Origin of the sequence: Actinokineospora sp. NBRC 105648 (assembly GCF_030269645.1) — a bacterium.
GTDB lineage: Bacteria > Actinomycetota > Actinomycetes > Mycobacteriales > Pseudonocardiaceae > Actinokineospora.
In genome coordinates this window covers 53,212-74,232 of sequence record NZ_BSTR01000002.1, presented here as the reverse complement: position 1 = coordinate 74,232, position 21,021 = coordinate 53,212, and the positions used below count along the sequence as shown (strand labels likewise).

Sequence of the window (21,021 nt, the reverse complement as noted above, 5' to 3'; positions counted from 1 at the left end):
ACGCCCGCCTCTCACCCGGCGAGCGCAGTGTTGCGGCAACCGACCCAGGAGCCGCTGTTGACCGCCACCCTCCGCGCTTCCCCCTCGCTCGAGCCGAGACACCCGGCTCCGGCCCGGGGGTGGTGGCGCGACGCCTGCGGCCTGGTGGTCTGGCTGAGCGTGCTGTCCGTGGTGGCGCTGTGGGTGTCCGGCCGGGGCGTGCAGGACCTCTCGACCGACCCGCTGACCTCCCTGGGCAGGCTGACCGGTCTGGTGTCGGCGGACCTGCTGCTGCTCCAGGTGCTGCTGATGGCCCGCATCCCGTGGGCGGAACGCGCTTACGGACAGGACGAACTCGCCCGCCGCCACCGGCTGGTGGGGTCCGGCTCGGTGACGCTGGTGCTCGCGCACATCACCCTGATCAGCCTCGGCTACGCGGCCACCGACCACAGTGGTCTCCTGCGCGAGGGGTGGGAGCTGCTCACCACCTATCCCGGGATGCTGCTGGCCGGGGCCGGGACGGTGGCCCTCCTCGTCGTGGCGGTGACCTCGGTGCGGGCCGCCCGCCGGAAGCTGCGGTACGAGTCCTGGCACCTGCTGCACCTCTACGCCTACCTCGGTGTCGGACTGGCGCTGCCGCACCAGCTGTGGACCGGCGCGGACTTCACCGCCTCACCCGTCGCGACCGCGTTCTGGTGGACGGCTTACGCGCTGGCCGCCGGGGCGCTGCTGCTGTGGCGGGTCGTTGTGCCCGTGGGTCGGAACCTGCGGCACCGGCTGGTCGTCGACCGCGTGGTCGGTGAGGGCGCGGGCGTGGTGTCGGTGTACCTGCGCGGGCGGGACCTCGGGCGGCTCCCGGTGGCGGCGGGCCAGTTCTTCGTGTGGCGGTTCCTCGACGGCCCCGGGGCCAGCCGCGGGCACCCCTTCTCGCTCTCAGTCGCGCCGGACGGCACCGGGCTGCGGATCACGGCGAAGGACCTGGGCGACGGCAGCGCTCGGCTCGCCCGGCTGCGTCCTGGCACCCGAGCGCTCGTCGAAGGCCCGTACGGCAGGCTCGGCTCGGTACGCGCCGGTCCGAAGATCACGCTGATCGCGGCCGGGGTCGGCATCACACCGCTGCGGGCGCTGCTGGAGGCGATGCCCTACCGGCACGGCGAGGCGGTGCTCCTCTACCGCGCCGGCTCGGCCGCCGACGCCGTGTTCAGCCGCGAACTCGACGCGATCGCGGCACGGCGCGGCGTCCGCCTGGCCTACCTGCACGGCCCGCGGCCCCGTGACCGGGTGTCCTGGCTGCCGGACCGGTACGGAGGCGCCCCGGACGCGCACGTCATGCGGCACCTGGTCCCCGACATCGCCGAACACGACGTCTACGTGTGCGGCCCCGCGGCGTGGACCGCCGCCGTGATCGCCGCCGCGCGGGCCGCAGGTGTCGCCCGCGGCAGGCTCCACACCGAGAGTTTCGCCTGGTAGGGGAGGAACGACTAATGCGCAGGATCGCCCTGGTCTTCGCGGCCACTGTCTCGGCCGTCGTGCTGTTGTTCAGCTACCGCACCAGCACCCGGCCGGACGCGCTCGCCGCCGCCGGGACGCGGCAGCGGGTGCCCGTCGGCACGGCGGTGCCGAACCCCGCGCCGGGCGCGGCGTCCCCGGGCACCACCGCTCCCCCCGGGACGCCGGGTGCCGGTGTGAGCGGCACGTACGACGGTGGCGCGGTCGACACCCGCTACGGTCCGGTGCAGGTCCGGATCACGCTGTCCGGTGGGCGGATCACCAGTGCCCAGGCGCTGCGGGTGCCCAGCGAGAGCCGCCGTGACGTCCAGATCAACAACGCCGCCGTGCCCGTGCTGGTGCGCGAGACCCTGCAGGCGCAGAGCGCCGGGATAGACACCGTCAGCGGCGCCACCTACACCTCCGAGGGCTACATCGGGTCGTTGCAGTCCGCGATCGACGCGGCCCACCGGTGACCGGGCGTCGCGCCTGGGTGGAGCAGGTCATGGGCATGCCGGTCAGCCTGCACCTGCGCGGCCCCGGTGTCCGCGAGGACCCGGGCCTGGCCGCCGCGGCCGAGGGCGTGTTCGCCGTCCTGCGCGACGTGGACCGCCTGTTCAGCACCTACCGCGATGACAGCGAGGTCAGCGCGATCCGCCGGGGCGAACCCTCTCGTCACCCGCTGGTCCGGGACGTGCTCGGGCTGTGCCGGGAGGCCCGGGACCGTACGGATGGGCTGTTCGACCCCTGGCTGCTCCCCGGTGGTTTCGACCCGTCCGGTCTGGTGAAGGGCTGGGCGGTCGAGCGCGCCGCGGCCACGCTGCACGCCCTGGGCGACGTCGACCACTGCCTCAACGCCGGGGGCGACATCGCCCTGCACGTCGCCGCGCCGTCGCGACCCGCGTGGCGGGTGGGCATCGAGGACCCCCGAGACCGCGGCGCCCAGCTCGGCGTTCGGACGGTCCGGACCGGCGCGGTCGCGACGTCGGGCACCGCCGCCCGCGGCGCGCACATCGTCGACCCGCGCAGTGGTGCGCCCGCCACCGGCCTGCTGTCGGTGACCGTGTCCGGCCCGTCACCGCTGTGGGCCGACGTCTACGCCACCGCGGCCTTCGCCCACGGCCCCGGTGCCGAGGCCTGGCTCCGGCGACGGGCACCGGAGTACGAGATCACCGTGGCCGTGTGAGCGGCGGCGTCAGGTGTCCGGATCGCGGCGGCGGAGGGCTGTGGTGGCGGCGGTGGTCCCCGGGGCGATCACCGCGAGCAGGGCAGCCGTGCCGAGGACCGGTAAGGCGTTGGTCAGCGCGTCGCCGGGGGCCGTGAACGCGAGGGGCGAATGGGCGAGGTCGCGGCCCAGCACCCGAAAGCGGCCCGCCGTCGGGCGGATGAGGTCGACGAGCATCCGCAGGATCGTGGTCTTCCCCGCGCCGTTGGGCCCCAGGAGTCCGAACACCTCCGCGCGCACGCGCGGTCCACTCGGCGCACGGCCCGTCGACGACCGTGGTCCTTGCCCAGTCCGGGGGTCTCGATGACCGGGTCAGTCCCCGTGTGAGTCCGCCGACCGGTGTGCCGCGACCGCGATCCGCTGCGCCCAGGAACGGATCCGGTCCCAGTCGCGGGCGTCGCCCGGCATGCGCCTGGCGAGTGCGCGGTCGAGGAAACCCTTGGCCAGGGCCGGGTCCAGCCTGCCGCCGAACACGGTCGGCACCGCCGCGCCGATCTTCGCCGCGCGGGCGCGGCCACCGCGGGTGGCGGTGACAGCCACCGGTCGCTTGCCCACCCAGCCGCTCTCGAAGAGCCAGACTTCGCGCCGTTCGAGCTCGTCCGCGTGGGCGTGGACGAACCGGCCGGCCGGGCGCAGCCACCGGCCCGCGTAGACCGCCGAGCCCAGCACGACCGCGTCGTAGTCGCGCAGGCTCCGCACCGCGCCGACGGCCACGACATCGACGGTCAACTCCCGGGCCACCAGTTCCGCACCGATCACGTCGGCGATCTCCTTGGTGGCGCCCATCTTGCTCGCGTAGGTGACCAGCACTCGAGTCATGTGAGGACTGTGCGCCCTCCGACCCGGCACCGGCAGTGCCGTTGCTCCCGCCGAGCACGGACCTTGGGCACTGCCCGGGCGACTCGGCGGTGCACAGGCTGGTGGCACACCGACGAAGTGGAGGAACGTCATGGACAGGTTCGAGGGCAAGGTCGCACTCGTCACCGGCGGCGCACGCGGGATCGGCGCGGCGGTGGCCGCGGCGCTGGTCGCCGAGGGGGCGTGGGTGATGATCACCGACGTGCTCGACGAGGAGGGGCGGGCGGTGGCCGGCTCGCTCGGGTCCCACATCGGCTACACCCACCTCGACGTCGCGTCCGAGGAGGACTGGCGGAACGCGGTCGCCGCCGTGGAGGCGGCGATGGGGCACATCGGGCTGTTGGTCAACAACGCGGGCGTGCTGGAGATGGGTCCGATGGAGGCCCAGCAGCCCAAGGCGTTCCAGCACGTCCTGGACGTCAACTTGATGGGACCGTGGCTGGGCATGCGAGCGGCGGCGCCGTCGCTGCGGGCCGCGGGTGGCGGGGCGATCGTCAACATCTCCTCGACCGCCGGGCTCACCGGCTACCCGGGCCTGGGTGCCTACGTGGCGAGCAAGTGGGGCCTGCGCGGCCTGACCAAGACCGCCGCGCTGGAGTTGGCCGGGGACGGGATCAGGGTCAGCTCGGTGCACCCGGGCCCGATCCGCACGCCGATGACCGACGGCTTCGCCGACTCCGCCGTCCAGGGGCAGCCGATCGCCCGGTTCGGCAGGCCCGAGGAGGTGGCGGAGATAGTGCTGTCCGCCGCGGCGGCCACCTACTCGACCGGCGGGGAATTCCTGGTGGACGGCGGGGCGCTGGCCGGTGTCGGCGCGCGGTCGGTCGACCGGTGATCGACGGGCGGCGGAGGCGGCGGCTCGCCCGCTGACCGGGACGCCGTCGACCAGGCGTCGGCCAGGGGTCGACCAGGCGTCGACCAGGCGAGGTGGCAGGCCGTCGACAGCGGATCGCGTCGGCCGTCCGGCCGGCCCGCGATCTGGCGGTGCGCCTGCTGTCCACGGGTGGCCCCAGGGCGCGCACCGGTCGAGTGACGCGCGCCCACCACGGTGGGGTGCGGGCGTTCCGGTTTCCGGGTGGACCCGCCCCGCCCGGTCGCCGTCCCTCCGGCGGACCCGGGCCGCACGGGTCGAAGGTCCCGCCCGGGACGGGCCGGCGGCCGCTGCCCGCGGCGGCGCCGTGTCGAGAGGATCGAGTCATGCCCCGATCCGAGGAGTCCCGATGACCGCCAGTCCGCTCCGACTCGACGTAGCCAGTCGCGGTGGTGCGCTCGACCGCCTTGACGCCTGGTGGCGGGCGGCGAACTACCTGGCCGCGGGCCAGATCTACCTCATGGACAACCCGTTGCTCACCGAGCCGCTGCGACCCGAGCACGTCAAGCCGAGACTGCTGGGGCACTGGGGGACGGTGCCCGGCCTCACCCTCACCTACGCCCACCTGAACCGGGTGATCACGCGCGAGCGGATGCCCGCGCTGTTCGTCGCGGGCCCCGGGCACGGCGCCGCCGCGCTCAACGCCGCGGCGTGGTTGGAGGGCACCTACTCCGAACTGCACCCCGGGGTCGGCCAAGACCTCGACGGGATGTGGCGGCTGTTCCGCCAGTTCTCCTTCCCCGGCGGCGTGCCCAGCCACGCGTCGGCGCACCTGCCCGGGTCCATCCACGAGGGCGGCGAGCTCGGCTACTCCCTGGCCCACGCGACCGGCGCCGCCCTCGACAACCCCGGTCTCCTCGTGGCGTGCGTCGTCGGTGACGGCGAAGCCGAGACCGGACCGCTGGCCACCAGCTGGCACGCGCCCCGGTTCCTGCACCCGCGCCGCGACGGCGCGGTGCTGCCGATCCTGCACCTCAACGGCTACAAGATCGCCAACCCCGCGCTGTGGTCCCGGGTGCCCGCCGCGGACCTGCACGCGATGCTGGCCTCCTTCGGGTGGCAGCCGGTCGAGGTCGCGGGCAGCCACCCCGTGGAGGTGCACGAGGCCTACGCCGCGGCGCTGGACGACTGCGTCTTGCGGATCGCCGACGGCGGCAGGCCGGTGGTCGTGCTGCGCACCCCCAAGGGCTGGACCGGACCGGCCACTGTGGACGGTCTGCCGGTCGAGGGGACCTGGCGTTCGCACCAGGTCCCGCTCACCGACGTGCGCACCGACCCGCACCGGCTGGCCGCGCTGGAGACCTGGCTGCGCGGCTACCGCCCCGAGGAGCTGTTCGAGTCCGACGGCTCCCCCACCCGGCTCGTGGGCTGTCTGCACCCGGGCGGTGACCTGCGGATGAGCGCCAACCCGATCGCGCACGGCCAGGTCCAGCGCGAGCTGCGCCTGCCCGAGGTCGGCGCGCACACCGTCGAGGTGCCCGCTCCCGGCGCCGTCCGGGCCGAGGCGACGCGGGTGCTCGGCGGGTACCTGCGCGACGCCATGGCGCTCAACGCCGAGGCGCGGAACCTGCTGTTCTTCTCCCCGGACGAGCACGCCTCCAACCGGCTCGACGCCGTCTTCGCGGTGACGGGCCGCCGCTGGGGCCTGCCGACCGAACCGGGCGACGACCACCTGGCCGCCGATGGCCGGGTCTTCGAGGTGCTCTCCGAGCACCTGTGCCAGGGCTGGCTGGAGGGCTACCTGCTCACCGGCAGGCACGGCCTGTTCTCCACCTACGAGGCGTTCGCGCACGTGGTGGACTCGATGGTCGCCCAGCACGCGAAGTGGCTGCACACCGCCGCCTCGATACCGTGGCGGCGGCCGATCCCCAGCCTGAACTACCTGCTCACCTCGCACGTGTGGCGCCAGGACCACAACGGGGCGTCGCACCAGGATCCCGGGTTCGTCGACCACGTGCTGTCCAAGCGCCCGGAGGTGAGCCGGGTCTACCTGCCGCCGGACGCGAACTGCCTGCTGCACGTGGCCGACCACTGCCTGCGCGGGCACGGCCTGGTCAACGTGATCGTCTCCGGCAAGCAGCCCGTCGCCCAGTACCTCACCGGCGACGAGGCGGCGGCGCACTGCGCCCAGGGGCTCGGCGTGTGGGACTGGGCGAGCACCGACCAGGACGGCGGCACCGACGTCGTGCTGGCGTGCGCGGGCGACGTGCCGACCCAGGAGACACTGGCCGCCGTCGGCGTGCTCCGCGAGCTGGTGCCCGACCTGCGGGTGCGGGTGGTCAACGTCGTCGACCTCGCCCGGCTGTTCAGCCCGGAGCGCCACCCGCACGGGACCACCGACCGCACGTTCGCGGAGATCTTCACCGACAAGCCGGTCATCTTCGCCTTCCACGGCTACCCGTGGCTCATCCACCAGCTGACCTACGACCGGCCCGGGCACGACGACCTGCACGTGCACGGCTTCCAGGAGAACGGCACCACCACGACGCCGTTCGACATGTGCGTGCTCAACGAGATCGACCGCTTCCACCTCGCGCTCGCCGCGCTCGAACGCGTACCCCGCCTCGCCGACCGGATCGGGCACCTGCGCCAAGACCTGCTGGGTCGACTCGCCCGGCACTCCGCCCACATCCGCCGCACCGGTGACGACCTGCCCGAGATCCGGGACTGGACGTGGTCGCGGTGACCCGGGTCCTCACCGTCAACCCCGGTTCGTCCAGCCTCAAGCTTGCCGTCGTCGACGGCGATGAGGTGACCGAGCGGCGCACCGTCGACAGGTGGGACGGCAGCGTCGACCCGCTGGCGGAGTTCACCAAGCGGGTAGGGATCGATGTGGCGGCAGTGCGGATCGTGCACGGCGGCGACCGTCGCGGACCCACCAGGCTGACGGGGGCCGAACTCGCGGCGCTGGCGGTGTTCTCCGATCTCGCGCCGTTGCACCAGCCCGCGGGACTCCGGCTGGCGACCGCCGCGGCCGGGCTGTTGCCGGACGTGCCGCTGTTCGGCTGCTACGACACTTCGTTCCACAGTGGGCTTCCCGAGCGGGCGCGGGCGGTCCCGGTGCCCGCCGCGCTGGCACGGGAGCTGGGAATCCGCCGACACGGGTTCCACGGCTTGTCGGTCGCGTACGCGGTTCGCCGTGCCGCTCGACTGCTCGGGCGCGCGGTGGACGAACTCCGGTTGGTCGTGGCGCACATCGGCTCCGGGGTCTCGATCACCGCCGTCGACCGCGGTCGCAGCGCGGACACCTCCATGGGGTACAGCCCGCTCGAGGGCGTCCCCGGCAACACGCGCAGCGGATCGCTCGACCCGGAGGTCGTGCTGGCGCTGCTGCGCGCCGGCCGAGGTCCGACCGAGGTGGACGACCTGCTCACCCGCCGGTCCGGGCTGGCCGGACTGTCCGGATCGGACGGTGATGTGCACACGCTGCTCGCGGCCCGCGCCCGCGGCGACGCACCCGCCCGCACCGCGCTCGCGGTCTACACCCACCGGATCGCCCGGGAGATCGCCGCGGCCAGGGTATCGCTGGACGGCCTCGACGCTCTCGTGTTCACCGGCGGGGTGGCCGAGCACAACCCGGGGCTGCGCGCGGAGGTCCTGGCGGCATTGCACCACCTCGGCCTCGCTGACGGCGACGCCGAGTTCGCCGCGGACGACGAGGTCGTCACCGCGCCCCCCGCCGCCGCGGTACTCACCATCCGCGCCAGGGAAGAACTCGAAATGGCTCGCCAAGTCCACGACCCGGCGATGGCATCGGCCGGGGACAGGAGGACGTCATGACCGAACACATCACCGTCGGCTTCGACGGCTCACCGGTGGCCCAAGCGGCGCTCGACTGGGCGGTGGGGGAGGCGCGCAGGCGCGAGCTGCGCGTCCAGGTGGTCACCGTGCACCAAGCCGACGACCCGGAACTGCGATCGCTGCGTGCGCAGATCCACGTCGTGGCCGAAGCCAACCCTGACGTCCTCTTGTGGCACCGCGACATCACGGGTGCCCCCGGCGTCGAATTGGTGCGCTTGGCGGGCAACTCGGAACTGCTCGTCGTGGGCAGCCACGGCATAGGCCGGGTCACCTCGGCCCTGCTGGGCTCGGTGAGCGCCTACTGCGTCCGGCACTCGCCGTGCCCGGTCGTGGTGGTACCCGCCGCGATGGCCGAGCAGGAGACGCACGATCAGTTCCTCACCCCGGGCCCACTGCTGTGACCGCCGAGCACGACCGGGCGGTCCGCGTCGTCGCCGCGGCCGCCCACGACGCCACCGATCTGCGCGACCTGCTGGACATGCTCGGCCTGAACGCGAGCGACGAGCCAGAACCGCCCACCGGAGCCGATCGCGCGGCGGGGAACCGCCGGCTCGCTGTCCGACTCCTCGCCGACGTCGGGGCCCACCTGCCCGGTCGGTCGGCGTGACCGCGCCCGGTGTGCGGGCGGTCATGCGGGACCAGGTGACCGGGATCGTGCCCGCGGCCTCGTCGGAGGTCGCACTGCGGCTCATGGCGGGGATGGCCGTGCGGCACCTCCCGGTCATCGTCGACGGCTCGTGCGTCGGTGTGGTCCACGAGTCCGACCTGCTGTGGCACGCCTGGGCGACCGGGAGTGGCAGCACCCTGGTCGAGACCCTGATGCGGCCCCTGGCACCCGCCGTGCCGCTGTCCGCGGGGATGCGGGAGGCCGCCGCGGCGATGGTCGCGGCGGGCAGCGACGTCGTGCTGGTGCTCGACGGGAGCCGCATCGAGGGCATCCTGACCGCCACCGACCTGGTGCGCTTCCTGGCCACCTGACCGGCACCGATGCAGGTTGCCCCGCGGACAACGCTCCTCGGGGCAACCTGCCGTCACGCTGTCGTGGGCCGCCGGTCACCAGTCCGGGACGATCACGACCGGGCAGCGGGCGTGCCGCAGGCAGTCGGCGGCGAACGCGCCGACACCGGAGGCGAGGTAGGCGGGCGAGTGGTGCGCCCCGATCGCGATCAGGTCCGCGCCCGCCGCCGCCTCGGCCAGGACCCGGCCGGTGCGGCCCTCGACCTGGGCGATCGCGGGCGCGGGGCAGCCGAGGGAGTCCGCGAGCTCAGCGACCTCGTGGGCCAGGTCGTCGACATGGTCCGGCCGGGTCCGGGGCGGGCCGCCGTACGGTTGCGGGGCCATCGGGGCCGCGGGGACGAAGGCCACCCGCGGTGCCAGCACGCGCACGATCGATACCTCCGCACCTGTGGCCTCGGCCTCGACGAGAGCCCACCGCAGGGCGCTCCGGCTCCGCGGTGAGTCGTCGAACCCGACGACGATGTGCCGTGGAGTGATCATGTCCGTTCCTCTCCGTGCGAGGTCTCGACTCGGGTGGTCCGAGCCGGTGCCGCCGACCGCGCCGAGGCGCGGCGGACGGCGCTGATGACGATGGCCGGGCCGCCCGCCATCGCCGGGCGCCCGCGACCAGCAGGCCGGTGGCGATCCAGGGCACCGCGGGCAGGGTGGCCCCGACCGGCGCGCGGACTCCGACGGCCTGACCCGCGTCGGCGTTCATCACGAGCACCGTCCACTCGCCCCCGGCGGTGACCAGGTGATCCACTGCTCGCCGGAGCCGGTGGCCCAGTCGGTCCAGAAGCGCTCGTCACCCGGGGGCCGGATGGCGCGGTCCCGACCACGTCGGCCGTGCCCCTCGTCCGGCCGAGCACCCCGGCGACGGCCGTCCAGTCCACATCGGACCGCAGCGCGAGGCGGTCGGTGGTGACCGCGTACCCCGTGCTGGAGACCGCCGGTGAACAGCCGGACCACCCCGGCGACCAGGACGAGCAGGCCGACGAGACCGCCCGCCGCCCAGTGGAAGCCGTGCGAGTCGTCCCGGCCCGCCGTCCACGCGCCGCCGCCGACGAGCAGGCCGACGACCAGGTAGTGCGGCACCCAGCAGCGGCCACTTGACCAGCCACAGTCCGCGGTCGGGCTTCTCCAGCACACCGGTGACCCGCACCGGGTAGGGGCGATCGGGCATCGCACGGCTCCTTGTGGTCGCGTGCCGATTCCCACCATCGCGCCGCCGGGGGCGTTCCGACACCGACCGAAGACCCTGTCGCACCGGGACGAACTGAACGATCCACAGTGGACGCTCGGGGACCCCTCGTGCGGGACCTTGGTCCCTGCGCACTGGGGCCGCGAGCCGGTGCCCGCCCGCACCGCCACCGGGCAGGCTCGGTGGGGAACGGAAAGGACCCGCCATGACCACCACACCGACCTCCACCCGGGTCGACCCCGTGCTCCGGCGGGCGCTGCTGGCCGCGACCCGGGCGCCCTCGCCGCACAACACCCAGCCGTGGCGCTTCGAGGTGCGCCCCGACCGGGTCGACGTCCGGCTCGACCGCACCCGCGTGCTGCCGGTCGCCGACCCCGACGCCCACGAGGCGCGGCTGTCCTGCGGGGCGGCGCTGTTCAACCTCCGGCTCGCCCTGGGGGCGGCGGGCCGCCGGACCACGGTCGCGGTACTACCCGACCGCGCGGACCAGGACCTGCTCGCCACGGTGACCACCACCGCGCGGCACCGCCCGACGGTCGACGAGCGCACCCTCGCACCCGCCATCGAGCGCAGGCACACCAACCGCAGGCCCTTCCTCGACCAGCCGGTGCCCGCCTCGACGCGGGCCGCGCTGGTCCGCGCGGCCGCCGAGGAGGGAACCCGCCTGCACCTCGTCGACCGCCCCGAACTGCTCGGCCCGGTGGCGGACCTCATCCGCCGGGCCGACCACGTCCAGAGCCAGGACAGCGCCTTCCGGGCCGAGGTGGGCTCCTGGCTGGCCGGAGAAGGTCGCCCGGACGGACTGCCCGCCTCGGCGCTGGGCCGGGCACCGTCCCCCGACGGACTGATCGCCCTGCGGGACTTCGACCCGGGTGGGCGGCACGTGGCGTTCGAGCGGCAGCCGCTGATCGCGGTGCTGACCACCGTCGGCGACACCGTCGGCGACCACGTCGCGGCGGGCCAGGCCATGCAGCGCGTGCTGCTGGTGGCCGGCGCCGCCGGGCTCGCGGTGTCGTTCCTGTCCCAGCCGGTCGAGGTCCCCGCGGTGCGCCGCGTCCTGAGCGCCGTCATGGGCGGCGCCGTGCACGTCGTGCTGCGCATCGGGTTCGGCTATCCCGGAGCCCCGACACCGCGGCGTCCACTCGAGGACGTCACCACCGTGCTCGCCGACACCGGGTGGGCGGGGGCGGGGCGGTGACCGACGCGCGACGGTGGACCCAGGCCGAGGTCGCGGTACTCGCCGCGGCGATGAGCCGGGCACCGTCGGTGCACAACAGCCAACCGTGGCTGTTGGAGCTGCACGGCCGCTCGGCTTCGGTGCTCGAACGCGCCGACATCGCACTGCCCCGGCACGACCCGCTTGGCCGGGACCGGCTGCTGTCCTGCGGTGCGGCGGTGACCAATCTCCGGCTGGCCGTGCGCCGGCTGGGCTGGACGGCGCCGTGGAGCCGGTTCCCCGACCCGGTGCGGCCCAACGAGGTCGCACGGGTACGGCCCGGCGAGCGGCTCGAACCGACCGACACCGAGCTCGCGGCGTACCGGGCGATCAAGTCCCGGCACAGCCACCGCGCCCAGTTCACCGCCGAGTCCCTGGCACCGGAGGTGGTGCGCGGTCTCGCGCACGGCGTCGACGTGCCGGGGGTGTCCGCCCGGGTCGTCGACGGCGCGGCCGCGGCGGAACTCGCGCACGTCCTGGTGCACAGCGCGTCCGTCCTCCGCCACGACCGCGCCTACCAGCGCGAGCTCGCCGCCTGGACCGCACCGGGCAGCGGCCCGGCCTCGGGTGACGGCCTGTCCCCGGTCGCCGAACACCGGTCGCTGCCGTGGGCCGGGCTGGTGGACCGGCACACCCCGATCCCCGACGACGAGGTCCTCACCCGCCGGGTGGCCGCCGAGACCTACCTCATCGTGACCACCGCGGGCGACGGGCGCGGCGACCACCTGCACGCCGGGATGGCCATGGAGCAGATCTGGCTCGCCGCCACCGCCGCCTGCCTGGCCGCCTCGGTGCTGACCCAGCCGCTGCACGTGGCCGAGTCCCGGGCAGGCCTGATCGAGCACCTCGAACTAGCCGGCTACCCCCAGGCCCTGCTGCGGCTGGGCCACCCCACCGAGACGACCACCCCGAGCGCGCGCCGACCGCTCGACGACCTCGTCCGAACCCGTGAACAGGAGACCACACCATGAGCACACCGAGCCCGGTCCGCCCGCCGGTCGTCGTCGCGGTCGACGGCTCCGACTCCGCCCTGGCGGCGGTGCGGTGGGCGGCGTGCGAGGCGTCCGCGCACAACCTGCCCCTGCGGCTGGTCCACGCCTGCGTCCCGCCGCCCATCCGCTTCCCCACCGAACCGCGGGTCCAGGCCGACTACCTCGACGCGTTGTCCGACCACGGCAGGCACTCGCTGCGCGAGGCCGAGGCGTTGGCCGGGCGCACCCGGCTGGGCCTGGACATCCAGCAGGACCTGCGCGTCGGCGAAGCGGTCGAGGTGCTCCTCGACGCCGCGCGCGGCGCGAAGCTGCTGGTCACCGGGAGCCGGGGCCTCGGCGGGTTCCGCAGCGTGCTGCTCGGATCGGTGTCCGCGGGGGTGACCGCGCACGCGCCGTGCCCGGTCGTGGTCGTCCGCGGCGACACCCCGGCCGAGGACTCCCCCGTCGTCGTGGGCGTGGACGGCTCACCGACCAGCGAGGCGGCCGTCGCCCTGGCCTTCGAGGAGGCCTCCCTGCACCGCGTCCCCCTCGTCGCCGTGCACACCTGGAGCGATGTCGCGTACGAGGGCCTGTGGACCGCCGTCCCGATGATCGTCGACTTCGAGGCGCTCGCCGCCGACGAACGCCGCGTGCTCGACGAGCGGATGGCGGGCTGGCAGGAGAAGTACCCCGACGTCGCGGTCACCAAGGTGGTCGAACGCGACCGACCGGTGCGCGCACTGCTCGCCCACGCCGCTCGAGCACGCCTGCTGGTGGTCGGCTCCCGGTCGCACCACCCGTTCGCGGGCATGGGACTGGGGTCCACCAGCCAGGCCCTGGTCCACCACGGGAACTGCCCGGTTGTGGTGGTACCCGCCGAAACCGAGTAGGCGCGACGGTTGGTGCGGGGTGCCGGAGTGCGACACACCGCACCAACCATTGGCGCGGCTTCCTCGTGCTCACATCCGGGGTTCGCGGGTGATGTCGACGGTCATCGCGTCCGGGGTGCGTACGGCGGTGTCGTCCCAGCCGTAGTCGAGTCCGTGGTGGACATCGACACCCTCCACCCGGCGGGTCAGGGCGTCCACCACCGGTAGCCAACTGCGCCGCTCCACCTGGCCGCTCAGGGCCACGACGCCGTGGGCGACCTGGATCTCCACCCCCACGGCGCTGATCCCGAGTACGCGGAAGAAGACCTCGGACGCGACCTCGCGGGCGATCTCGTCGTCGCCGCGCAGGAAGCCGCGCAGGATGTCGGACCGGCTCAGGACGCCGACCAGCTTCCCGTGCGTGTCGATGACGGGGAGCCGCTTGACCCGGTGGTCGGTCATCAGGCGGGCGGCGTGGGCGAAGGTGGCCTCGGGCAGGACCGTCACCGCGGGCGCGCTCATCAGCTCCCCCGCCTTGGTTCCGCGGGACCGCAGGCGCTCGGCGTGCCGGTGCAGCGGCGCCGCGGCGGTGTGCGGCCGCTCGTGGACGCTCTCCTCGGCCAGCAGGTCCGCCTCCGACACCACGCCCAGCAGGTGACCGTCGGCGTCGACCACGGGCAGCGCGCTGACCGCGCGCTCCGCCATCACGCGGACCAGTTCGGCGAAGCCCGTGTCCACCGCCGCGGTCGTGGGCTCGCGGGTCATCACCGTCTCGATCGTCTTGTGCCGCATCGTGTTCGTCCCGGTCGTGGCGCCCCGCCCGTAGCCACGCGCGGGCGGGCGCCGACGCTGCCGGAGTACCCGGTGCGCGCGGCCAAGGTCCCGGTCGACCCGGGACCTCGTGCGGCGGTGCTGAGCCCGCCCGGGTCCTAGCGTCGGTGGCGACAACCAGCGGGAGGAGACCCCGATGCGAGCGCGAGATGTCATGTCGGCGCCGGTGCTGACGGTGCGACCGGGCACACCGGTCAAACGGGCCGCGGAGCTGTTGGCGGGCAAGGGCTACACGGCGCTGCCGGTGGTGGACGAGGACGACCGGCTGGTCGGGGTCGTCACCGAGGCCGACGTCCTGCGCGACCGGTTCCCCACCGACCCGCGGTTCCGCACGGACGCCGATGACGCCGACCGGCCCCTGCCCGCCACGGTCGCGGAGGTCATGACCACACCGGCGGTCGCGATGAGCGCGGGCACCGACGCCGCCGTGCTCGCCCGGGTCATGATCGCCGACCGGCGCCGCTGCGTGCCGATCGTGGACGGATCGCGCCTGGTGGGCGTGGTGACCCGGCGCGACCTCGTGCGGGTCCTGGCCCGCCCCGACAACGAGGTGGCCACCGACCTGCGCAGGCGGCTGGCCCTCATCGGCGGCCCGGGCCGGTGGACGGTGCGGGTAGCGGGCGGCACCGCCGAGATCACCGACCGGTACGACGAGGCGGCCGACCGGCACGTCGCCAAGGTGCTGGCCGAGGCCGTCCCCGGCGTGGTGCACGCGAACGTCCACAGTGAACCGGAGAACGCGGTATGAGCACCCCGGTCCTGGTGGCCGTCGACGGCTCCGAGTCGGCCCGCGAGGCAGTGGTCTGGGCCGCGGCCGAGGCCCGGCGCCGGAGCACCTGGCTGCACGTCGTCACGGTCTACCCGTGGCCGGTCACCGGCTACCCCGACACCATCGCCACCGGCTCGCAGTTGTTGGCGGCCCTGCGGGGACAGGCCGAGGCGACGCTGCGCGAGACGGTGGAGACGACCGGGGAATCAGCGCCGGACCTGCTGGTGCGGACCACCGCGCTGGAGGGCGACGTCGTGGCGAACCTGCGCACCGCGAGCCAGGACGCGGCGGTGCTGGTGCTCGGTTCGCGTGGCCTGGGCGGGTTCGCCGGGATGCTGCTCGGCTCGACCGCGGTGGCCTTGGCCGCGCACGGCTCCTGCCCGGTCGTGGTGGTGCGCGGCGAAGCCACGGGATCGCGCGTCGTGGTCGGTGTCGACGGCGGCACGACCGACGACCCCGCGCTCGCCTTCGCCTTCGAGCACGCCGCCGCCACAGGCGGCGCCGTCGTCGCCGCGCACGCCTGGACTGACACGGTCCTCGACGCCGCCTACACGGCCGGGTACGCCGCACTGGACTGGGGACTGCTGGCGAAGAACGCCGACGCCCTGCTGACGGCCCGAGTCGCGCCCTGGCGGGTCAAGTTCCCCGAGGTCCCGGTCCACTTGGTCGTGGCCCGCGCCCGTCCGACCCGGTTGCTGCTGGAGCAGGCCGCCGACGCCGCGCTGGTCGTCGTCGGCTCGCGCGGCCGGGGCGGCTTCACCGGACTGGTGCTCGGTTCCACGAGCCAGGCGCTGATCCGGCACTCGCCGTGCCCCGTCGCGGTGGTGCGCGCCGATGCGGACTGACGCCGTGCGCACCGCTCAGTGGTCGCTGGACGACGACGGTGCCACCGTGCGCATCCGCGACCTGGTGCCGGGCGATCACGACCAGCTCGAGCGGTTGCACGAGAGCCTGCCCCCGAGGGACCAGTACCTGAGGTTCTTCACCCCCGGCCGGGTCAACGCCGAGCGCTACGCCGACAGCGTCCTGGACGGTGCGAACACCGCCCACCCGGTGCTGGGGGCGTTCAGGGGCGACCTGCTGATCGGTACCGCGGGCTACGCGGCGTCCGAGCGACCCGCGACCGCGGAGCTCGCGGTGGCTGTCGCGCACGACGCACAGGCCCACGGCGTCGGCACCCTGCTCATCGAGGCGCTCGTGTCCAGGGCGCGTTCGGCGGGGATCGCGGTGCTGACCGCGGACGTGCTCGCCGAGAACGGCCGGATGCTGCGCGTGCTCACCGACCTGGGCCTGCCGGTCCGCTGCGAACGCGACGACGAGGTGGTGCACGTGACGATCGCCCTCGACCCGGGCGAGCGCTACCGCGCCGCCGTCGACGCCCGGGAGCGCTCGGCCGACCTGGCGAGCCTCACCCCCGTCCTGCGCCCGCGCTCGGTCGCGGTGATCGGCGCGGGCCGCACGGCCGGCTCGGTGGGACACGCCGTCCTGCGCAACATCATCCGGGCCGGGTTCACCGGGACCCTGAGCGCGGTGAACCCGCACGCGCTGTCGATCCTGGGCGTGCCCTGCGTGTCCTCGGTCGAGATGCTGGCCGAGGCGCCGGACCTGGCCGTGGTGTGCGTGCCCGCCACCGTGGTGCTGCCGGTGCTGGCCGAGTGCGCCGCGCGCGGGGTGCGCGCGGTCCTGGTGATCACCTCGGGGGTGACCGGCGAACTCGCGGCCCGGGCCAGGGACCTGGTGCGCGCCCACGGGATGCGCATGGTCGGGCCGAACTGCCTCGGGATCGCCAACACCGCTCCCGACATCCGCTTGGACGCGACGTTCGCCGCCGAGCCGGTGCCCGCGGGTGGGATCGGCGTGCTCACCCAGTCCGGTGGCGTCGCCATCGCCCTCGCCGCCGGGCTGGGGCTCGCGGGCACCGGAGTGTCGACCCTGGTGTCCGCGGGCGACAAGGTCGACGTCTCCGGCAACGACCTGCTGCACTGGTGGACCGCCGACCCGGCGACTACCGCCGTGCTGGTCCACCTGGAGTCCTTCGGCAACCCGCGGCGCTTCGCCCGCCTGGCCCAGACCCTCAGCGCGGCCAAGCCGGTCGTGGTGGTGCGCGCGGGTGTCTCCGCGGCGGGCAGCCGGGCCGCCGGGTCGCACACCGCCGCGCTGGCCACCCCGGCGGTCACCCTGGACGCGCTCTACCGCCACGCGGGCCTCACCGCTGTCGACAGCGTCAACGAGGCGGTCGAGGCGTTGGCCCTGCTGACCACCCAGCCGCTGCCCGCCGGACCGAGGACGGCCATCGTCACCAACGCGGGCGGTGCGGGTGTGCTGGCCGCCGACGCCTGCGCCCGGTACGGCCTCACCGTGCCCGACCTGGCCGAGCAGACCCTGCGCGCGCTGCGCGGTGGCCTTCCGCTCAACGCCGCGGTCGCCAACCCGGTCGACACGACCGCGACCGTCGGCGCCGACGTGCTGGCCCACGCGGTGGCCCACGTCCTGCGCGACGACTCCGTGGACGCCGTCATCGCGCTGTGCGTGCCGACCGCCCTCGGCGACCCCGCACCCGGTGCCCTGCGCATGGCCGAAGTGGCCCACCGGTCCGGCAAGCCGCTCCTGCTGGTCAGGCTCGGCGGGCAGGCGGCCTGCGGGCACGAGGGCGAACCCGCCGTGCCGGTGTACGCCGAGCCGCACGCGGCGGTGCGCGCCCTCGCCCACGCCGCACGGCGCCGGGCCTGGCTCGACCAGCCGCGACCGCGGGCGCACCCGGTCGTCGACCTCGACCGGGAAGCCGTCGACCGCGTGCTCGCGGCCCACCCGGACGGCGGGTGGCTCGACCCGCGGCAGAGCTTGGCGCTGCTGGCCGCCGCGGGGGTACCGGTGGAAGCGGGTCGGGTCGTGCCCGTCGGCGGCGCCGTCGAGGCGGCCGTGGCGGACCTGATCACCGCCGGGCGGCCGGTGGCGCTCAAGGCCGTGACCGATGGCCTGCTGCACAAGCGGGAGGCGGGCGGGGTCGCGCTCGGGTTGACCGATCGCGGGGGCATCGAGACCGCGGTCGACGCGCTGCGGGCCGGGTTCGGTGATCGGCTGCGCGGGGTCTTCGTCCAGCCGATGGCAGGCCCGGGCACCGAGGTGCTCATCGGTGTGCGCGGCGACGAGCGCTTCGGCCCGCTGGTCGTCTGCGGCACCGGGGGCACGCGGGCCGAATCGGGTGAGCACGGAGCCCGGCTCTGCCCACTGTCCGAAGTGGACATCGTCGAGCTGTCGGGCGGCGATCCGCTGGTCGATGCCGTGCTGCGCCGGGTCGCCCACCTCGCCGAGGCGGTCCCCGAGATCGCCGAGCTGGATCTCAACCCCCTGATCGTGACCGACACGCACGCCGTCGCGGTGGACGCGCGCGTGCGGCTCGCCCCGGTCAGCCGGGTCGATCCGCTGCGGCGGGCGCTGCGCGGGTGACCACCTCCGGCAGGTGATCCGCGGGGTGACGGCTGTCCGTCGGGTTGCCTGCCGTGCAACCCTTCTGTCGCCGGGCGAGAACGGGGAGGTCTGCGTGGAGCAGGCGGGCAAGGCGACCGGGTTGATCGCCGGGTTGCGACTGGACGAGCTGCTGCGGGAGTTGCACGAGCGCATCGGCGAGCTGATGCGCACCCGGGACAGTCTGCAGGGCCTGCTCGACGCGGTGATGGCCGTCGCCGCCGGGCTGGAGCTGGACTCGACGCTGCAGCGGATCGTGCAGGCGGCGGTCGACCTGGTCGACGCCCGCTACGGCGCGCTGGGCGTGTTGGGCCACCGCGGGTTGTCCCGGTTCCTCTACGAGGGCATCGATGCCGGGACCCGCGCCGGGATGGGGCACCTGCCCGAGGGGCGCGGTCTGCTGGGGCTGCTGATCGAGCACCCGGAGCCGATCCGGCTGCTCGACCTGGCGAAGCACCCGGCGTCGGTGGGGTTCCCGGCGAACCACCCGCCGATGGGCAGTTTCCTCGGTGTGCCGGTGCGGATCAGGGGTGAGGTGTTCGGCAACCTGTATCTGACCGAGAAGCGCGGCGGGCCGTTCACCGCCGACGACGAGGCGGTGGTGCAGGCGTTGGCCGCCGCGGCCGGGGTGGCGATCGAGAACGCGCGGCTGTTCGAGCGGTCACGCGACCGCGAGCGGTGGCTGACGGCGGCGGCGGAGGTGAACACCCAGCTGCTCGCGGGCGCGTCGCAGGGGGAGACGCTCGACCTGATCTCCCGCCGCGTGTTGGAGCTGACCAGGGCGGACTGCGCGTTGATCCTGCTGGTCGACGAGACCACCCGGGACCTGCTGCGGGTCGGCGCCGCGACCGGGTCGGTGGGTGAGCACCTCTCCGACCCGGAGGTCGCCGCGTTCGCGCCGCTGATCGAGGAGGTCCTGGCCACCGGGGACGCCCGCGAGGTCGCCGACCTGGCCGTGGAGCTGGGCTGCGGATCGCTCGGCCCCGCCGTCCTCGTGCCGCTGCGGATGGCGGGCGGGGTGCTGCTGGCGGCGCGGGAGAAGGGTGGTCGGGCGTTCGGCCCGGACAAGGCGCCGATGCTGGCCTCCTTCGCGGGCCAGGCCGCCGTGGCGCTGGAACTGGCGGAGAAGCAGCGCTCGCAGCGGCTGCTCGACGTGCTCGCCGACCGCGACCGGATCGCCCAGGACCTGCACGACCACGTGATCCAACGCCTCTACGCCACCGGGATGAGCCTGCAGGGCACCCTGCGCCGGATCAGCGACGAGGAGGTCCGCTCGCGCGTGCAGAGGGCGGTGGAGCAGCTCGACCAGACCGTGCGGGAGATCCGGACCTCGATCTTCGACCTGCAGGCCGCCGACGGGTCGAGCAGCCTGCGCCGTCGGATGCTCGACGTGGTCGCCGAGATCGGCGCCGGGGCGTCGGTGTCCCCCGCGGTCGCGATGTCCGGCGCGATCGACACCCTGGTGCCCGCCGAGATCGGCGAGCACGCCGTCGCCGTGCTGCGCGAGGCGCTGAGCAACGCCGTGCGCCACTCCGGGGCCAAGGAGATCGCGGTCGCGGTGACCGCGGGCGACACGCTGCTGGTCGAGGTGCGCGACGACGGGGTCGGCCTGGGTGAGCCGGGGCGCCGTAGCGGCCTGGACAACATGGCCCGCCGAGCCACCCAGTGCCACGGCAGGTGCGAGACAGGCCCGGGGGACGGCGGGGGGACCGTGGTGCGCTGGATGGTCCCCCTCGGCTGATCAGCGAGCCGGGGCCGCGCGGGCGCCCCGGCTACTTGCCGCGGCGCAGTTCGGCGGCCAGGACGGCGGCCTGGGTACGGCGCTGCATCTTGAGCTTGGCCAGCAGGTGCGAGACGTAGTTCTTGATCGTCTTCTCCGCCAGGAACATCCGCTCGCCGATCTCCCGGTTGGTCAGGCCCTCACCGATGAGGTCGAACACCGCGCGCTCCTGCTCGGTCAGCTCGGCCAGCGGGTCGCTCTCGGTGCGCTCGCGCCGGATCCGGTCCAGCAGGGCCGAGGTCGTCCTCGGGTCGAGCAGCGAACCACCCGCGCCGACCGTGCGCACCGCGGCCACCAGGTCCGTGCCCAAGACCTGCTTGAGCACGAAACCGGACGCCCCCGCCAGGATCGCCTCAAGGAGCGCTTCGTCGTCGGCGTACGAGGTGAGCATCAGGCAGCGCAGGTCCGGCAGCGCGGAGCGCAGCTCGCGGCACAGCTCCACGCCGGTCCCGTCGGGCAGGCGCACGTCGAGCACCGCCACGTCCGGCGCGGTGGCCGGGACGCGCACCAGCGCCTCGCTCACCGAGGCCGCCTCCCCGACGATCTCGATGTCGGGCACGTCGAGCAGATCGGCCACCCCGCGCCGCACGATCTCGTGGTCGTCCACCAGGAAAACCCGAATACCCATCTTGCTCCCTCCAGCGCCGGTACCGACTACATGGTGGACTGTAGGCACCCGAGCCGCCGCGTACCCGCGTCCA

The 21,021-nt window shown here is 74.5% G+C and carries 22 protein-coding genes; 16 read left to right on the top strand and 6 right to left on the bottom strand.

Annotated elements, in window-relative coordinates; all coding sequences use genetic code 11:
- The first annotated feature begins 57 nt into the window (after positions 1-57).
- Genes QSK30_RS01560 through QSK30_RS01550 form a run of 3 tightly spaced genes read left to right on the top strand, consistent with a single transcriptional unit; the run spans position 58 to position 2,653 of the window.
- Complete coding sequence (locus QSK30_RS01560; RefSeq protein ID WP_285498922.1) at positions 58-1,449, top strand: ferredoxin reductase family protein; 1,392 nt, start codon at positions 58-60, stop codon at positions 1,447-1,449.
- Between the two features lie 14 nt (positions 1,450-1,463).
- Positions 1,464-1,943: an FMN-binding protein gene (locus QSK30_RS01555; RefSeq protein WP_285498921.1), complete on the top strand. Its 480-nt coding sequence runs from the start codon at positions 1,464-1,466 to the stop codon at positions 1,941-1,943.
- Entirely contained in the window at positions 1,940-2,653 is a 714-nt protein-coding gene (locus QSK30_RS01550) for an FAD:protein FMN transferase (protein ID WP_285498920.1), read from the top strand. Before QSK30_RS01555 ends, QSK30_RS01550 begins: the two co-directional genes overlap by 4 nt.
- Before the next feature lie 9 nt (positions 2,654-2,662).
- On the opposite strand, the gene QSK30_RS37110 is transcribed toward QSK30_RS01550, so the two are convergent.
- Together QSK30_RS37110 and QSK30_RS01540 are read right to left on the bottom strand one after the other, a co-directional pair.
- The gene (locus QSK30_RS37110) at positions 2,663-2,932 is read right to left on the bottom strand and encodes an ATP-binding cassette domain-containing protein (protein WP_502871776.1); all 270 of its coding nucleotides are present in this window, start codon (positions 2,930-2,932) and stop codon (positions 2,663-2,665) included.
- A gap of 72 nt (positions 2,933-3,004) precedes the next feature.
- A complete protein-coding gene (locus QSK30_RS01540; RefSeq protein ID WP_285498919.1) occupies positions 3,005-3,511 on the bottom strand; it encodes a flavodoxin domain-containing protein in 507 nt (168 codons plus the stop codon).
- 130 nt (positions 3,512-3,641) lie between these two features.
- Here QSK30_RS01540 and QSK30_RS01535 point away from each other — a divergent pair, with 130 nt between their 5' ends.
- From QSK30_RS01535 to QSK30_RS01510, 6 genes are all read left to right on the top strand, one after another.
- Positions 3,642-4,385, top strand: a complete 744-nt coding sequence (locus QSK30_RS01535; protein ID WP_285498918.1) for an SDR family NAD(P)-dependent oxidoreductase — start codon at positions 3,642-3,644, stop codon at positions 4,383-4,385.
- Positions 4,386-4,770: 385 nt separating this feature from the next.
- Complete coding sequence (locus tag QSK30_RS01530) at positions 4,771-7,107, top strand: phosphoketolase family protein (RefSeq protein WP_285498917.1); 2,337 nt, start codon at positions 4,771-4,773, stop codon at positions 7,105-7,107.
- Positions 7,095-8,201: an acetate/propionate family kinase gene (locus QSK30_RS01525; RefSeq protein ID WP_285498916.1), complete on the top strand. Its 1,107-nt coding sequence runs from the start codon at positions 7,095-7,097 to the stop codon at positions 8,199-8,201. Before QSK30_RS01530 ends, QSK30_RS01525 begins: the two co-directional genes overlap by 13 nt.
- Positions 8,198-8,623 (top strand): universal stress protein, encoded by a 426-nt coding sequence (locus QSK30_RS01520; RefSeq protein WP_285498915.1) that lies wholly within the window; start codon positions 8,198-8,200, stop codon positions 8,621-8,623. The genes QSK30_RS01525 and QSK30_RS01520 overlap by 4 nt, the downstream gene beginning before the upstream one ends.
- Positions 8,620-8,829, top strand: a complete 210-nt coding sequence (locus QSK30_RS01515) for a hypothetical protein (protein ID WP_285498914.1) — start codon at positions 8,620-8,622, stop codon at positions 8,827-8,829. The genes QSK30_RS01520 and QSK30_RS01515 overlap by 4 nt, the downstream gene beginning before the upstream one ends.
- Positions 8,826-9,200: a CBS domain-containing protein gene (locus QSK30_RS01510; RefSeq protein WP_285498913.1), complete on the top strand. Its 375-nt coding sequence runs from the start codon at positions 8,826-8,828 to the stop codon at positions 9,198-9,200. Before QSK30_RS01515 ends, QSK30_RS01510 begins: the two co-directional genes overlap by 4 nt.
- A gap of 75 nt (positions 9,201-9,275) precedes the next feature.
- Here QSK30_RS01510 and QSK30_RS01505 read toward each other — a convergent pair whose 3' ends face one another.
- Positions 9,276-9,719: a universal stress protein gene (locus QSK30_RS01505; RefSeq protein ID WP_285498912.1), complete on the bottom strand. Its 444-nt coding sequence runs from the start codon at positions 9,717-9,719 to the stop codon at positions 9,276-9,278.
- A 216-nt stretch (positions 9,720-9,935) separates the two neighbouring features.
- Positions 9,936-10,313, bottom strand: a complete 378-nt coding sequence (locus QSK30_RS36730) for a hypothetical protein (protein WP_352231537.1) — start codon at positions 10,311-10,313, stop codon at positions 9,936-9,938.
- 311 nt (positions 10,314-10,624) lie between these two features.
- On the opposite strand from QSK30_RS36730, the gene QSK30_RS01495 reads away from it, so the two are divergent.
- The 3 genes from QSK30_RS01495 to QSK30_RS01485 are packed head-to-tail and all read left to right on the top strand — an operon-like array spanning position 10,625 to position 13,496.
- Positions 10,625-11,617 carry an Acg family FMN-binding oxidoreductase gene (locus tag QSK30_RS01495; RefSeq protein ID WP_285498911.1) on the top strand — a complete coding sequence of 331 codons (993 nt, stop codon included), beginning with the start codon at positions 10,625-10,627 and terminating at the stop codon, positions 11,615-11,617.
- Positions 11,614-12,606, top strand: a complete 993-nt coding sequence (locus QSK30_RS01490; RefSeq protein ID WP_285498910.1) for an Acg family FMN-binding oxidoreductase — start codon at positions 11,614-11,616, stop codon at positions 12,604-12,606. Before QSK30_RS01495 ends, QSK30_RS01490 begins: the two co-directional genes overlap by 4 nt.
- On the top strand, positions 12,603-13,496 hold the full coding sequence (locus QSK30_RS01485) for a universal stress protein (RefSeq protein WP_285498909.1): 894 nt from the start codon (positions 12,603-12,605) through the stop codon (positions 13,494-13,496). The genes QSK30_RS01490 and QSK30_RS01485 overlap by 4 nt, the downstream gene beginning before the upstream one ends.
- A 69-nt stretch (positions 13,497-13,565) precedes the next feature.
- Here the strand turns inward: QSK30_RS01485 and QSK30_RS01480 are convergent, their stop codons facing one another.
- A complete protein-coding gene (locus QSK30_RS01480) occupies positions 13,566-14,267 on the bottom strand; it encodes a CBS domain-containing protein (protein WP_285498908.1) in 702 nt (233 codons plus the stop codon).
- 175 nt (positions 14,268-14,442) lie between these two features.
- Between QSK30_RS01480 and QSK30_RS01475 the strand changes: the two genes are divergently transcribed.
- From QSK30_RS01475 to QSK30_RS01460, 4 genes are all read left to right on the top strand, one after another.
- Entirely contained in the window at positions 14,443-15,054 is a 612-nt protein-coding gene (locus tag QSK30_RS01475) for a CBS domain-containing protein (protein WP_285498907.1), read from the top strand.
- Positions 15,051-15,920, top strand: coding sequence for a universal stress protein (locus QSK30_RS01470; protein WP_285498906.1), 870 nt, complete (start codon positions 15,051-15,053; stop codon positions 15,918-15,920). The genes QSK30_RS01475 and QSK30_RS01470 overlap by 4 nt, the downstream gene beginning before the upstream one ends.
- Entirely contained in the window at positions 15,910-18,522 is a 2,613-nt protein-coding gene (locus tag QSK30_RS01465; protein WP_285498905.1) for a bifunctional acetate--CoA ligase family protein/GNAT family N-acetyltransferase, read from the top strand. The genes QSK30_RS01470 and QSK30_RS01465 overlap by 11 nt, the downstream gene beginning before the upstream one ends.
- A gap of 94 nt (positions 18,523-18,616) precedes the next feature.
- Positions 18,617-20,281, top strand: coding sequence for a sensor histidine kinase (locus QSK30_RS01460; RefSeq protein WP_285498904.1), 1,665 nt, complete (start codon positions 18,617-18,619; stop codon positions 20,279-20,281).
- Positions 20,282-20,312: 31 nt separating this feature from the next.
- Here the strand turns inward: QSK30_RS01460 and QSK30_RS01455 are convergent, their stop codons facing one another.
- Positions 20,313-20,948 carry a response regulator gene (locus QSK30_RS01455; protein WP_285498903.1) on the bottom strand — a complete coding sequence of 212 codons (636 nt, stop codon included), beginning with the start codon at positions 20,946-20,948 and terminating at the stop codon, positions 20,313-20,315.
- Positions 20,949-21,021: the final 73 nt, after the last annotated feature.

Coding starts and splice junctions, on each gene's coding strand:
- QSK30_RS01530 (WP_285498917.1), top strand. CDS start 4,771: ATGACCGCCAGTCCGCTCCGACTCGACGTAGCCAGTCGCGGTGGTGCG.
- QSK30_RS01495 (WP_285498911.1), top strand. CDS start 10,625: ATGACCACCACACCGACCTCCACCCGGGTCGACCCCGTGCTCCGGCGG.
- QSK30_RS01455 (WP_285498903.1), bottom strand. CDS start 20,948: ATGGGTATTCGGGTTTTCCTGGTGGACGACCACGAGATCGTGCGGCGC.
- QSK30_RS01465 (WP_285498905.1), top strand. CDS start 15,910: ATGCGGACTGACGCCGTGCGCACCGCTCAGTGGTCGCTGGACGACGAC.
- QSK30_RS01540 (WP_285498919.1), bottom strand. CDS start 3,511: ATGACTCGAGTGCTGGTCACCTACGCGAGCAAGATGGGCGCCACCAAG.
- QSK30_RS01475 (WP_285498907.1), top strand. CDS start 14,443: ATGCGAGCGCGAGATGTCATGTCGGCGCCGGTGCTGACGGTGCGACCG.
- QSK30_RS01480 (WP_285498908.1), bottom strand. CDS start 14,267: ATGCGGCACAAGACGATCGAGACGGTGATGACCCGCGAGCCCACGACC.
- QSK30_RS01555 (WP_285498921.1), top strand. CDS start 1,464: ATGCGCAGGATCGCCCTGGTCTTCGCGGCCACTGTCTCGGCCGTCGTG.
- QSK30_RS01520 (WP_285498915.1), top strand. CDS start 8,198: ATGACCGAACACATCACCGTCGGCTTCGACGGCTCACCGGTGGCCCAA.
- QSK30_RS01470 (WP_285498906.1), top strand. CDS start 15,051: ATGAGCACCCCGGTCCTGGTGGCCGTCGACGGCTCCGAGTCGGCCCGC.
- QSK30_RS01485 (WP_285498909.1), top strand. CDS start 12,603: ATGAGCACACCGAGCCCGGTCCGCCCGCCGGTCGTCGTCGCGGTCGAC.
- QSK30_RS01535 (WP_285498918.1), top strand. CDS start 3,642: ATGGACAGGTTCGAGGGCAAGGTCGCACTCGTCACCGGCGGCGCACGC.
- QSK30_RS01505 (WP_285498912.1), bottom strand. CDS start 9,719: ATGATCACTCCACGGCACATCGTCGTCGGGTTCGACGACTCACCGCGG.